General features: G+C 75.5%; 10 protein-coding genes. 1 reads left to right on the plus strand and 9 read right to left on the minus strand.

Annotated features, from left to right (window positions below; all coding sequences use genetic code 11):
• The first annotated feature begins 234 nt into the window (after positions 1-234).
• Positions 235-1,470, plus strand: coding sequence for a hypothetical protein (locus IG86_RS43190; RefSeq protein ID WP_030900575.1), 1,236 nt, complete (start codon positions 235-237; stop codon positions 1,468-1,470).
• Positions 1,471-1,506: 36 nt separating this feature from the next.
• Here IG86_RS43190 and IG86_RS0128160 read toward each other — a convergent pair whose 3' ends face one another.
• From IG86_RS0128160 to IG86_RS0128200, 9 genes are all read right to left on the minus strand, one after another.
• On the minus strand, positions 1,507-1,860 hold the full coding sequence (locus tag IG86_RS0128160; RefSeq protein ID WP_030827845.1) for a VOC family protein: 354 nt from the start codon (positions 1,858-1,860) through the stop codon (positions 1,507-1,509).
• 57 nt (positions 1,861-1,917) lie between these two features.
• Positions 1,918-3,606, minus strand: a complete 1,689-nt coding sequence (locus IG86_RS0128165; protein WP_030827849.1) for a DUF885 domain-containing protein — start codon at positions 3,604-3,606, stop codon at positions 1,918-1,920.
• A gap of 93 nt (positions 3,607-3,699) precedes the next feature.
• Positions 3,700-4,923: a M20 metallopeptidase family protein gene (locus tag IG86_RS0128170; protein WP_030827852.1), complete on the minus strand. Its 1,224-nt coding sequence runs from the start codon at positions 4,921-4,923 to the stop codon at positions 3,700-3,702.
• 211 nt (positions 4,924-5,134) lie between these two features.
• On the minus strand, positions 5,135-5,761 hold the full coding sequence (locus IG86_RS0128175; RefSeq protein WP_107051930.1) for an ABC transporter permease: 627 nt from the start codon (positions 5,759-5,761) through the stop codon (positions 5,135-5,137).
• Positions 5,762-5,856: 95 nt separating this feature from the next.
• Positions 5,857-6,300: an SRPBCC family protein gene (locus IG86_RS0128180; RefSeq protein ID WP_030827857.1), complete on the minus strand. Its 444-nt coding sequence runs from the start codon at positions 6,298-6,300 to the stop codon at positions 5,857-5,859.
• Between the two features lie 52 nt (positions 6,301-6,352).
• Positions 6,353-7,858, minus strand: coding sequence for an MFS transporter (locus tag IG86_RS0128185; RefSeq protein WP_051785465.1), 1,506 nt, complete (start codon positions 7,856-7,858; stop codon positions 6,353-6,355).
• Positions 7,859-7,986: 128 nt separating this feature from the next.
• Positions 7,987-11,433, minus strand: a complete 3,447-nt coding sequence (locus IG86_RS0128190) for a hypothetical protein (protein ID WP_030900577.1) — start codon at positions 11,431-11,433, stop codon at positions 7,987-7,989.
• 96 nt (positions 11,434-11,529) lie between these two features.
• Positions 11,530-12,192 (minus strand): CE1759 family FMN reductase, encoded by a 663-nt coding sequence (locus IG86_RS0128195; protein WP_030900578.1) that lies wholly within the window; start codon positions 12,190-12,192, stop codon positions 11,530-11,532.
• Entirely contained in the window at positions 12,189-13,304 is a 1,116-nt protein-coding gene (locus tag IG86_RS0128200) for an LLM class flavin-dependent oxidoreductase (RefSeq protein WP_030827869.1), read from the minus strand. Before IG86_RS0128200 ends, IG86_RS0128195 begins: the two co-directional genes overlap by 4 nt.
• Positions 13,305-13,389: the final 85 nt, after the last annotated feature.

Genomic DNA, 13,389 nt, shown 5'->3' on the forward strand with positions numbered 1-13,389 from the left:
GGTGGTGACCGCCGGAGCCTCGCGCTCACCGTCACGCTCCTTGATATCCCGCTCCCGGGGGCGGCGCAGTCCGGCGCGCGCCCGGTCGCGCACGGGACGCGCCTCCCCCGGGACCGGGCTCGGTCGCGGGCTCGGGGTCCCGGGCGCCGGACGGAAGGCGTCCGGTGGTTACTCCGTTCGCGGTGCGCCGTAATCCGCTTCGGGGCGCGCCGGGGGGCGAAGTAGCATCCCCGGATGCCGAACATCAAGACCCTGACGCCCGAGGCCGGCCGGATCGACGCCGCGGGGCTGCGGGCGTACGACGCCGACCGGCTCGCGCGCTGCGCCGTCGACCGTGCGGAGCCCTGGTGGCGCCGGACGGCCTGCGTGGAGGCGCTGACGGGCCGGGTGCCGCAGGCGCGGCTGGGTGCACTGCTCGCGTGCGTCCGCGACACCGGGGACACCGGGACGGTCCGCAAGGCTCTGTTGGGCGTCTTGTCGGACCGCGCCGAACTCCTGCCCTGGCTGCGGCACGAGGACCGGCGGCGTGAGGAGGCGTACGGCATGGCGGAGGCGGTCCTCCAGGCGCGCGGGGCCCTCGGGGACCTCACGGCTGCGGCCGAGTTGGCGACCCTGGCGTTCAGCCACTGGTGGACCCGGCGGGCCGTCGGTGAGGCGGGGCTGGACGCGCTGGTGGAACGGTACGGGGCGCAGGCGCTGCTCGACGAGCTCGCGGGCGGGCGGCCGGAGGACCGGGCCACGGCCGTGCGCCTGCGGGACCGGGCCGGCGGGGACGTCATCGACGCGCTCGCCGACCCCGACCCCGCGGTGGCCCACCTCGCACAGTCGCTGCTGACCTGCCCGGACCGGATCCGCGCCTACCTCGCCGGGGCCCCGACGCCCGACGCCGCGCTGTGGGCGGCGTACGCGCTGCACCGGCTGACCGGTGACGCGGCGCGGACCCGTGCCCTGTACGAGGCGCTGGGGCGCCCGCGGGTGGAGGTCGAGGGCCTGGACGAGGAGGTGCGCCGGGCGATCGTCCACGAGTACGGGCACGAGTGCGAGAAGCAGAGCGACCCGCGCTGGCGGCTCGAGGCCCTGTGCACGGAGCCGCCGCAGCCGCAGGACGAGGAGCGGCAACTGGCGGACGAGGAGCGGCGACTGGCTCTGGCGACGGCCGCGCTGACCGCGGCGGGGCTGATGCCGCGTCCGCCGCTCTCGTGCGGGGAGGCCCACCGCCAGGGCGGCGGGACCTACCACGTGATCGGGTATGGGGAGGGCGGCCGGAGCGAGGTGTTCATCAGCACCCTGGGGCCGTTCGCGGGCAACCACGAGGACGACCCGGCCGCACGCGCCGCGCTGGAGGGGGCCGGTTTCCGCTGGATCGACGGGGCGACCGGCGCCGTCCGCGTCACGGGGCTCGGCGTCTACTACTTCGGGGCGCGTGAACCGCTCGACGTCAGCACCCTGTTGTTCTACTGGCAGGACTGAGGCCCGGCGTCCCCGGGTGCCCGCGCGCCGGAGTGGTCAGGCGGGCTGCCACAGCTCGATGCGGTTGCCCTCGGGGTCGGTGACCCAGCCGAAGCGGCCGACGCCGTCCATGTCCTGGGTCTGCGCCGCCACGTCGGCGCCCTTGGCGCGCAGTTGGGCGAGCATCGCGTCCAGGTCGCGTACCCGGAAGTTGAGCATGGTCTGCTGGGTGCGGGTGCCGAAGTAGTCCGTCCCGGAATCGAACGTCGCGAAGACCGTCGGTCCGGCGCCCGGGTGCCACAGGCCGTGCTCGTCCGAGTCCAGGCCCAGGCAGTCGCGGTACCAGGCGGTGAGGGCCGCCGGGTCGGTGGCCCTCAGGAAGTATCCGCCGATTCCAAGCACACGTTCCATGCGGCCATCCTGCCAGGACGGCGGCGCCGGCGGGCCCGCACCACACCCTGCTGCCGCTCAGAGCCGTCCGAGTTCCTCCCGCAGGTCGTCCAGCCCCAGGGAGCCGAGCGACAGGGCCGCCATGTGCCACCGCTTGAGTGCGAAGCCCGCGCCCCGCGCGCCCCGCGCGGCCCGGGCGGCCTCGCGGCCCTGCAACCAGGCGCGTTCGCCCAGCTTGTACGTGATCGCCTGCGCCGGACGCCCCAGGTAGCGGACGATCTCGCTGTCGAGGTACGCGGGCGGGCGGCCGGAGTGGCGGCCGAGGAACTCCCTGGCCAGGGCCGGGGTCCAGCGGCTGCCCGCGGCGAACGGCGCATGCGCCGGGATCTCGAGCCGCAGGTGCATGCCGAGGTCGACGAGCACCCGCAGCGCCCGCATCATCTGGGCGTCGAGGTGGCCGAGCCGGTCCTGCGGCTCGGTGTAGAAGCCGAGTTCGTCCATGAGGCGTTCCGCGTACAGTGCCCAGCCCTCCGTGGTGGCACTGATCTTGCCGACGTGGGTCTGGTAGCGGGACAGTGATCCGGCGACGGCCGTCCAGTGCGCCAGCTGCAGGTGGTGGCCCGGAACGCCCTCGTGGTACCAGGTGGACACGAGGTGGTGGGTCGGGAAGCGGGTCCGGCCGAGCGTCGGCAGCCAGGTGCGGCCGGGCCGGGAGGAGTCCAGCGAGGGCTGGGTGTAGTAGGGGGCGGCCGCGCCGCCCGGTGGTGCGATCCGGGACTCCACGCGCCGCACCGGCCCGGCCAGGTCGAAGTAGGTCCCGTCCAGCGCGTCGACGGCCTCGTCCATGAACCGCTGCAGCCACAGGCGGGTCTCCTCCGCGCCCTCGACGGCCCGCCCGTGGTGGTCGAGCCAGGCCAGTACCTCCCAGGGGTCGTCGGTTCCGGGCCGGATCCGGCCGGCCTCGGCGCGCATCTCGGCGAGCAGCCGGTGGAACTCCGACCAGCCGTACTCGTACGCCTCGGCCGGTTCGACGTCGGCGCCGGTGTAGAGGCGGGCGAAGCCGGCGTAGCGTTCGCGGCCGACGGCGTCGGGGTGGCCGTCGGCCCGTCCCGCGTACTCCTGGGCGAACCAGTCGCGGAGTTCGGCGACCGCGCGGGTGGCGGTCCGCGCCGCCGTCTCGGCTTCGGTGCGCCGGCTTCCCTCGGGGGCGTCCGCGGCCAGCCGGCCGAAGCCGCCCGTCCCCAGCCACTCGTCCAGCTGCCTGATGTTCTCGGCGACTTGCCGGGGCGCCGCCGGCAGGCCCTTGCGGGCACCGAGGGCGAGGGATGCCCGGTAGCCGGCCAGGGCCTCGGGCACCGCGTGGAGGCGCCGCGTGACGGCCCGCCAGTCCTCGTCCGTCGCCACCGGCATCAGCGAGAACACCGTGCGTACCTGGTGCAGCGGGGAGGAGAGGTTGTCGACCGCGCGCAGGTGCTCGCCGGCGTCGAACTGTGCCAGCTGCGCCCCCAGCCTCTCCCTCAGCAGGGTCGCGCACCGCCGCTCCACCGCGCTGTCGGCGCCCGGTACCCGCTCGGCGGCCGTGAGCCGGGCCAGGGTGGAGCGGGCGAGGTCGGCCACGGCCTGCCGGCCGTCCGGCGAGAAGTCGGGGAGCGCGCCCGCGGCGCCGGCCGCCCCGAGGGTGGTGCCGAGGATCGGGTCGAGCCCGATCAGGGCGTCGACGTAGGCGTCGGAGATGCGGCGGGGCAGGGCGTCCGGTTGGTTCAGCACGCCGGGTGCCTGCCCGGCGCGGGTCGTGTCCAGTCCCGCCGCGGCGCAGGTTGACCGGTGTCCGACCGGGCCGGGCGGGCGGCACGGGTGGGGTCAGCGGGCGTCGGGGAGGGTGCCCGCGTGCAGGGCCGCGGCCGCGAGGACGGCGGCTCCGGTGGCCATGGCGTCCTCCTCGAAGACCACCCGGTTGGAGTGGATGTCGGGTGCCTGCGCGGGCGGGATGCCGGGCGGGCACGCCCCGAGGAAGGCCATCGCGCCCGGCACCTGTTGCAGGACGTAGGAGAAGTCCTCGGCGCCCATGATCGGTTCCGGCAGACGGTGGACCCGGCCGGGGCCGAGGAGCGCGGCCGCGGCCTCGTGGAGGGCTGCCGTGCGGGCGGGGTCGTTGACGACGGGCGGGTAGCCCTCGGTCAGTGTGACGTCGGCGTGTGCTCCGTGGGCGGTGGCGACGTGTTGGGCGACGCGGGTGATGCCGTCGCGCACCAGCCGCCGGGTGGCGGGGGTGAGGGTGCGGAAGGTGCCGTGGATCTCGGCGGTTTCGGGGATGACGTTGGCCGCGGTGCCGGCGTGGATCGAGGCGACGGTGACCACGGCCGGATCGAAGACGTCGACGGTCCGCGTGACCATGGTCTGCAGGGCCTGGACGATCTCGCAGGCGACGGGGACGGGGTCGAGGGCGCGGTGCGGGGCGGAGGCGTGTCCGCCGCGGCCGCGTACGGTCACGTGCAGCCCGTCGGACGCGGCGAAGACGGGTCCGGGCCGCAGGTGGAGGGTGCCGGCGGCGAAGCGGGTGGTGACGTGCAGGGCGAAGGCCGCGGCGACACGGCCGCCGTCGGCGGTCTCCAGTACCCCTTCGTCGATCATGTGCCGGGCGCCTCCGCCGGATTCCTCGGCGGGCTGGAACATGAAGACGACACTGCCGGCCAGCCGTGAGCGGCGGGCCGCGAGGAGCCGGGCGGCTCCGACGAGCATGGCGGTGTGCGTGTCGTGGCCGCAGGCGTGCATGGCGCCCGGCACGGTGGAGGTGAAATCGAGCCCGGTGTCCTCGTCCATGGGCAGCGCGTCCATGTCGGCGCGCAGCAGGACCGTGGGGCCGGGCCGGGCGCCTTCGAGGCGTGCGGTGACGGAACTCAGGCGCTCGCCGGTGGCCAGGTCCAGCCCCAGCCCGTCCAGTGCCTCCAGGACCGTCTGCTGTGTGCGGGGCAGGTGCGCGCCCGTTTCCGGGTGGCGGTGGATGGTGCGGCGCAGTGCCACGATGCCGGGCAGGGCGGCGCGCGCGTCGGCGAGCAGCCCTTCGAAGGCCGCGGCGGGCGTCATCGCAGCGCCGCCCGCACCGGGGGGCGGGTCCGGCGGGTGTCCGCCTCGGCGGGGCCACCGCCGGCCGGCGCAGCGACGTGCACGGCGTCTCCTCCACGAGAACGGACGTACGGGACGCCTGCCATGGTGCCCCGCACCGTGCCCGCCACGCCGGCGCGCCGCACATCGGCGCGCCGCCGTCGCGGACGGGCGGTCCGCCGAGGCCGCGGCGTCAGTGGTGCGGGGCGTCTTCGAGGGAGCGCAGGCGGCGGGCTTCGAGGGCGGTGGCGAGGGCGTAGGCGCCGCCGCCCGCGACCGTGAGGACCCAGTGGAGGCCGGGGGCGTCGAAGGAGAGTGCCGCGGCGGAGGTCAGGGCGAGCCAGATGCCGAGGCCGTAGTGCAGGACGTTGCGGCGTACGGCGCCTTCGGCGAGGTAGAGCAGGCCCACGATGAGGCCGGATCCGGCGGGCCACAGGACGGACTGGAGTTCGGGCGCGTCGAGGACGGAGGTCAGGCCGGTGATGGCGAGGGCCAGAGCGGTGAAGGCGGCGATCCAGGCGGTCCCGAGGAGTCTGCCGGAGAGGATCTCCGGCGCGGGGGCTCCGCGTTGGGACCGCATTGCGGCCGTGGTGGCCAGGACGATGCCGGTCGCGAGCCCCGCGCCGAGGAGCGCCGTGGGCAGCCAGCCGGGCAGGCCGAGGACGGGCGTGTCGCCGTGGGAGGCCGCGGCCGCGCCGTGGCCCAGCAGGTAGGCGAGTGCGAAGCCGGCGTACGCCGCACGGTTGTCGACCTCGCGCGGTCGACGGGTCGCGGGGGCGCCGGTGCCGACCGGCGGCACGGTGGTGGTGGTACTGGTCACGGTGGAGGTCTCCGGGAGGGATGGGGGCGGGTGTGCCCCGGGCGGGGGCCGGGAGCCGGGGGGCCTCCGGCATCGCGCCGGGGGCCACCCCTGGGTCAGGCGGCGGACCGCTCGGCGCGGGCCTTGAGACAGTGGAGCCAGCTCTGGAGGGAGGTCTGCAGGGCGGTGGTGAGTTCGCCGGCCGCGGCGTCGACCGGCTCTCCGCTCCAGGACTCCTCGGTGTGGACGACGACGCCGGCGTCGGTCCGTTCGAAGGTCCAGGCGTGGATGCCGACGATGCCCTGCACGGTCCCGTCCCAGACGATCCGCTTGCCGGGGACGAGTTCGCGGACGGTGGAGGTGATGGTCATCCCGTGGGTCAGCCAGGTGAAGCCGGTGCCCACCGCCATCGGGCCGTCGGCCCGGGCCCGGTCGACGCCGGTGTTCCAGGCCGGCCAGTCGTCGACGTCGGTGTGCAGGGACCAGACGGTGGCGAGGGGGGCGTCGATCCGCGTGGTGAGGCGGACGACGACGGGGGCGGTGGTGTCGATGGTGTGCATGAGGTGTCCTGCCGGTTCTCGGTGACGGGTCGGGTCCGGATTTCGGTTTGGATCAGGGGGCGGGTAGGTGGTGGGGTGTCTGACCGTTCGGGGGCGTGGTCGCGGCGTCGGGCGTGCGGCACGGCAGGAGCGCTCGGCGGGAGGGCCGGGCCGGGCGGGTCAGCGGCAGGGCGAGCAGCGCGGCGGCCGCGAGGATCGCGGCGGAGACCGCGAAGGCGGTCCGGTAGCCGGCCGTGAGGGCTTCGAGGTGGGGCTGGTGGCCGGCCGCCCGGGCGGTGACGGAGCCGGCCAGGGTGGCGAGGGCGGCGAGGCCGATCGCGCCGCCGACCTGGCGGGTGGTGTTCACCAGTCCCCCGGCCAGGCCGGTGTCCTGCCGCGGGACGCCGTCCACGGCGAGGGCGGTGAGCTGGACGAAGGCGACGCTGAGGCCGAGCCCGACCAGGACGCTCGGGCCGAGGATGTCGACGAGGTAGGTCCCCTCGGCGGTGATCCGTGACAGCCACAGCATTCCGGCGGCCTCGGTGAGCAGGGCCGCGATCACGGTCGCGGTCGCGCCGATGCGCCGGGAGATCCGGGGTGCGGCGACGGCGCCGAGCATGTTGGCCACGGCGAGGGGCAGTTGGCCGGCGCCGGTGGTCAGCGGGCTCATTCCGAGGACCTGTTGCTGGTAGAGCGGCAGGAAGAAGAACAGGGCGATCCACACGGAACCCAGCAGCGCCATCAGGAGGTTGCCCGCGGCGACCTGGCCGGTGGCGAAGAGCCTCGGCGGTATCAGGGCGTCGGTCCGGCGGCGTTCGACGACGGCGAAGGCGGCGAAGAGCGCGGCGGCGCCGAGGAGGGCACCGAGCACCGCCGCGTTCGTCCAGCCGAGCGCCCGTGCGCTGGTCAGTGCCCAGACCAGGCAGGTGAGGGCGAGGGTGACGGTGGCGGTCCCCAACAGGTCGAACCGCCCGGTCCCACGGCCGGCGCCCCGGGGTACGAGCGCCGCCACGGCGGCCAGGACCAGCGCTGCCCCTACCGCGGTGATGTGGAAGACCCAGGGCCAGCCCCACGCCTGGGTGAGTACGCCGCCCAGCAGGACACCGACCGCGCCGCCCGCGCCGGACACCGCTCCCCACACCCCCAGTGCTCTGCCCCGGGCGGGACCGGGCGGGAACAGGTCCATCGCCAGGGCGAGCGCGGCCGGGGCGATGACCGCGGCGCCGAGACCCTGCACGGCTCGGGCGGCGATCATCAGGCCCGGGGAGGCGGCGAGTCCCGCCGCCAGCGAGGCGCCCGCGAACACCGCGAGGCCGGCGAGCAGTACCCGGCGGCGGCCGAGGAGGTCGGCCGCCCGGCCTCCGGCGAGGAGCAGTGCCCCGAAGGCCAGGCCGTAGGCGTTGACCACCCAGGTGGTGCCGCCGTCCGAGAGTCCCACGCCGGTGCGGATCTGCGGCAGGGCCACGTTCACGATCGAGGTGGCCAGCATGACGGTGAACTGCGCGGCGGCCAGCGCCGCGAGTGCGGGCCCCGGGCGGGGTGGGGCGCCCGGGGTGTCCTTCGTACGTCCGAGGTTCATGGCCACAGACTCACGCCGGGCGGTGTCCACTTTCCATGCCCGGCGCGGGCGTTGACTGTCCAGCCCTGTCCGCACCTGTCCGCGCCGGTGCGCACGTGTCCGCACCCGTGCGCGGCGTCAGGGCGGGCTCAGGTCCCGCGCAGGTCCGTGGCGTACGCCGTCTCTCTGACCTCAAGGTCGGGGTGGCGGCGCAGTTCGGCGACGGTGGCGCGGCAGGCGTCCGTCCAGTTCTGGCGGGATCCGAGGGCGGTGGCCAGGCCGACGGCGAGGAGGCCCTGCACGAGACCGCCGTCGGCGCCCAGGGAGCGGACGGCGGCGAGGGCGGCCGTGGGGTCGGCGAGCGGGTCGCCGTAGCGGTGGGTGTCTTCGAGGGCTTCCGCCACCCGGCCCGCGAGGACGGGGCGGTCCCCGATGGCGTCGATCAGCTCGCTGAGCGCGAGCAGCAGTTCGGGCTCGGCCGCCTCCAGGTCGACCGCCCGGACGAGGAGGGTGGTACGGATGGCGGTGACGGCCGGTTCTGTCGCCGTCTGCCGGGCGAGGGCCGCGTAGATCCGGCGGTCGCGCATCCACGACTCGGCGAGGGACTGCAGGCGGCGGCGTGCCGGCAGGTCGCCGCAGGGTCCGCCGCCCTCCGCCTCTCCGGCCGCGACGCGTTCCAGCAGCCGGTCCACGACGCCGTGGAGGAGACTGCCGGGCTGCACACCGCCGACGGGGTGAGGCAGGCCGGACTGGGCCAGCTCCAACAGCCCGCTGCGCGACCGCCATTCCCTCAGGGGCGAGGTGAGGTCGGTGTAGAGGTCCGCCAGCACCGTCCCGGCCGCTGGTGCGTACCGCGCCCAGTTGCCGAGCGCGCCCAGGGCTTCGTCCGCCGTGTGTTCCTCGGCGACCAGGGGCAGCCGGGCGACGAGCGCCCCGTACCGCGACCGGTGGGCCGGGGCCAGGTCCGCCGGGTTCCGGTCCAGCAGTGCGCGCCGGGCGACGTCCGGCCCGTGGGCGACCGCCGATTCCAGCAGGGCCCACATCTGCTCGTCCGGCAGCAGTGCCGGGGCCAGGCCGACGACGGTGGCGTGCACGTCCGGATGGACGCCCGGGGTACGGCCCACGGTGGACAGGAGCGCGGTGGCGGCGCCCGGGGGAAGGTGGCGTACGGCGAGCCGGGCGGCCGCCTTCCGGACGGTGACCTTCACCCCGCTCTCGCGGGTCAGGACATCGCGCAGGAGGGCAGCGAGCCGGGTGGGACGGGCGTGGGCGGCGGCGCGGCCGGCCGCGGACCAGGCGGCCGCCGCCTCTTCGTCGCCGGCGTGGTCGAGCAGGGCTTCGAGTGCCGCGGTGGGGTCGTGCGCGTGGGCGGACGCGTCCAGGGCCGCTGCCGTCAGGGCCGCCGTCGGCGCGGACCCGACGTCGTCGGCCGCGGCGGCGTACCGCTGGAGCAGGGCCCGTCCGTGCTCCGGTACCGGCGCCACCGCACGCAGCGTCGCGGCGCGTTCGTCGAGGCCGCGGCCGGGGTCGGCGACGACGGCCGCGGCCAGCCGGACCGCGGCCCCCTGCTGCCGGGGCAGCCACCGGTCGGCGTACCGGAAGGGGGGCAGCGGCCGGGCGGCGCCGGCCGCCGGGAAGCGGCCTCCCGGGGGCGGGGCCTCGGGCAGCGCGCGGTCCAGCAGGTCGGTGCGCTCCGCCGCGAGCACGGCGAGGACCTGGGGCAGGAAGACCGCGGAGGGCTCCCGCGCCAGCAGTCCGGTGATGCGGTCGCCGCGGGTCGAGGGGTCGGCGAGCCAGGCCGCGGCGACCTCACCGAAGAGGGTGTCCGGGCAGGTGCGCAGGGCCTGTTCGAGTCGGTCCTGGAGTTCCGGGATCCGGTACGCCCGGTGTCCGCAGGCCGTGACCAGGACGAGCAGGGGCGCGGCGTCCCCGCGGGCGGCGGCCCGGTCCAGCCACGGGCGGAGGGCGTCGAGGGCGGCGCGTATGGCGCCGTCACGCCTGATGCTGCCCGGAGGGCCGAGTTCCACGGTGCCGGTGTGCGCGGTCAGCGCCTCCAGCAGGCCTGCGGCGGTCCGCGGCGCGGCGGAACCGGGGGGCGCGGGCGAGTCCGTGGCGGCGCCGAGCAGGGCGAGGGCGAGGGTCCGGACCGTGTTCCGGGTCCTGGGCGAGCAGTCCCTGGACCGCAGGGCGTCCAGGCACAGCCGTTCCAGGGACGCGGAGCCGCTGCGGTCTCCGGCGGGAGCGGTGGCTCCGAGGGCCTTCGCGAGCAGCGGTACGGGCAGCCCGGCGAGGGCGGCCAGGGCCTCCCCTCGTACGGGGTCGCGCTCGTTGGCGAGCCGGCCGGCGGCCAGCGCGAGGACCTCGGCCACCTCCTCGGGATCGCGGGTGTGGCCGGCGTTGAGGGTCAGGTGTTCCCAGATCGTCCCGCGGTCGTCGGCGTCGCCGGTGCCGAGGGCGGCCAGGAGTTCCGGGCGGACCTCGGCGGGCGGCAGCAGGGCGAGCGGGAACCAGATCTCCCAGTCCGTGCGGCGTTCGGTGCCGAGTTCCTCGATCGCGGCGCGGGCCCGTGCGTGCCGCTCGGCGACCGGCAGCAGGGCGAGGACGCCTGCGAGAGCGCCGAATTTCCGGCGGGACGCGTCCTCGGCGAGGACGGCGTCCAGGAAGCCGGGCCGGTGCGCCGGTGGCATCGCCCGCAGCAGGACGGTGAAGGCGCCCCGGTGGAACCACCGGGCCCCGAGCCTGGGCAGCGACGGCGGGTCCGCGGCCACCAGCTGCCGCATGACCGCCGGGCCGGGGGTCCGCTCCCAGCGCCCGGCGGTGCGGCCGGGGTCGGCGAACCAGCGGGCGACGCGCTCGGCGTCCACCGCGACGAGGTGGCCCAGCCGGTCGTGCACCGGATCGGGCAGGTCGTCCGGGCCGTACCGTTCCAGCAGGTCCAGCGCCCGGCCCGGCGCGGCGGGCAGGGCGGCGGCGATCGCGGTGGCGTGCTGCTTCCACCAGCGTGCGCGCAACGGCTCGGGAAGGTCCCCGAGTTCGCGCTCGGCGTGGTCGAGGGCGGCGATGGGGTGGCGGGCGGCCAGGGTGCTCCAGTCCTCGAAGGCGAGCGCCCCGGCGAGTTCGGGCAGGAGCTTCGCCGTGAACTCCGGCGAGCAGCCGGCCAGGAGGCGCGCCGCGTCCTGGCCGCCGTACTCGGTGCGCGCCCGCAGGACCAGGCGCTCGGCGAGCCGGGGCCGCCGTCCGTCGCGCAGCAGCCGTGCGAGGTCGGCGCGGACCACGGCGGGGGCGTCGTCGTAGGCGGCTTCGACGGCTGCGTCGGGGACGGGCAGTCGGCGTGCGCCGCGGAGCGCGTACCGGCGTACGACGGGGTCGCTGTCGGCGAGCCGGGCGGCGAGGTGCTCGATGTCCCCGCCGGTGAGGGCGGCCAGCGCGGCGAGGCGGCGCTCGTACGGGCCGCGCGCGTCCAGGGCGGTGAGCAGGGGGCGCAGGGCGCCCTCCCGGGCTGCGAGCCGGTGGGCGGTGACGGCGGTGTGCCGGAGCCGGGCGGCGTGCGGGAGGGGTTCGAGAGCGACGAGCAGGTCGTCGGCTGTAGAGATCATCGCTGGGCATTGTGCCTGATGGCGTGGGCTCGGCCCATCGAATATCCCGGTGCCCGCCGCCCCGGGTCGGGGGCGGCGGGCGTGGGGTGGCAGGGGTTAGGGGACCCGCAGCGCGGCCAGCCGTTGTTCGAACGGCACCGTCACGAATCCGTCGGCCGGGTCCACCGAAGTGATCGCCCCGGTCAGTGAACGGGGTGCGATCGCGGCGGCGGTGTCGACGTCGGGTGCCGCGCCCTGGCCGGGCACCGCGGCGGGCGTCGTGAAGCGTGCCAGCTCGGCGCCCGCGCGGGCGATCCGCTGCGCGAGTCCCTCCTCGCCCCAGTCCTCCGAGGCCGCGTACACGGCGGTGGGCAGGACGAGCGCGCGCAGGTAGGCGAAGAGCGGGCGCAGGGCGTGTTCGGTGACGAGGGAGTGGCGTGCCGTGCCGCCGGTCGCGCCGAGGAGCACCGGTTTGCCGGTGAGGGAGTCCTTGTCGATGAGGTCGAAGAAGGACTTGAACAGGCCGCTGTACGAGCCGGCGAACACCGGTGTCACGGCGATCAGGCCGTCCGCGGCGGCGACCGCGTCGAGCGCGGCGGCCAGCCGGGCGGGCGGGAACCCGGTGACGAAGTGCTGGGCGATCTCCGTCGCCAGTTCCCGCAGTTCGACGACCTCGGTCTCCGCGTCGACGTGCTCCAGGGTCGCGGCGGTGAGCCGGTCGGCGAGCAGCCGGGTGGAGGAGGGCGAGCTCAGCCCTGCCGATACGACGACGATCCTCATGCCTGCGTCTCCTCCTTCGGGCTCTCCTGGGCCTCGGGCGCGGCTGCGGCGGCGACCCGGGCGGAGTGGGTCGGTGCGTCGGGCACGCCGGCCGCGCGCAGGTTCGCGAACTCCTTGCGCAGCACCGGCACGACCTCTTCGCCGAGCAGGTCGAGCTGCTCCAGGACGGTCTTCAGGGGCAGGCCCGCGTGGTCCATCAGGAACAGCTGGCGCTGGTAGTCGCCCACGTAGTCCCGGAAGGACAGGGTCCGCTCGATGACCTGCTGGGGCGAGCCGACGGTGAGCGGCGTCTGGGAGGTGAACTCCTCCAGGGACGGGCCGTGGCCGTAGACCGGGGCGTTGTCGAAGTACGGGCGGAACTCGCGCACCGCGTCCTGCGAGTTCTTGCGCATGAACACCTGGCCGCCGAGACCGACGATGGCCTGCTCGGGGGTGCCGTGCCCGTAGTGGGCGTAGCGCTGCCGGTAGAGGTTCACCATCTGCTCGGTGTGGGAGGCGGGCCAGAAGATGTTGTTGTGGAAGAAGCCGTCGCCGTAGTACGCGGCCTGCTCGGCGATCTCCGGCGACCGGATGGAGCCGTGCCAGACGAAGGGGGCGACGCCGTCGAGGGGGCGGGGGGTGGAGGTGAAGGACTGCAGCGGCGTGCGGAACTTGCCCTTCCAGGTGACGACGTCCTCGTCCCAGAGGCGGCGCAGGAGGGCGTAGTTCTCGACGGCGAGGTCGATGCCGTCGCGGATGTCCTTGCCGAACCAGGGGTAGACCGGTCCGGTGTTGCCGCGGCCCATCATCACGTCGACGCGGCCGTCCGCGACGTGCTGGAGCATCGCGAAGTCCTCGGCGATCTTCACCGGGTCGTTCGTGGTGATCAGCGTGGTGGAGGTCGACAGGATGAGGTTCTCGGTCCGCGCCGCGATGTAGCCGAGCATGGTCGTCGGCGAGGAGGGGACGAACGGCGGGTTGTGGTGCTCGCCGGTGGCGAAGACGTCGAGGCCGACCTCCTCGGCCTTCTGCGCGATGGCGAGCATCGCCTTGATGCGTTCGTGCTCGCTGGGCACGCGTCCGGTCGTCGGATCGGCCGTGACGTCACCGACGGTGAAGATTCCGAACTGCATGGCTACCCTTCCCAAGGTTGTTTACGATTCAACTATACCCGGGAACGGGGGGTGCGGCCGCGGTATTCCCGCGGCGGCCATCGGG

Origin of the sequence: Streptomyces virginiae (genome assembly GCF_000720455.1) — a bacterium.
Classification (GTDB): Bacteria; Actinomycetota; Actinomycetes; order Streptomycetales; family Streptomycetaceae; genus Streptomyces; species Streptomyces virginiae.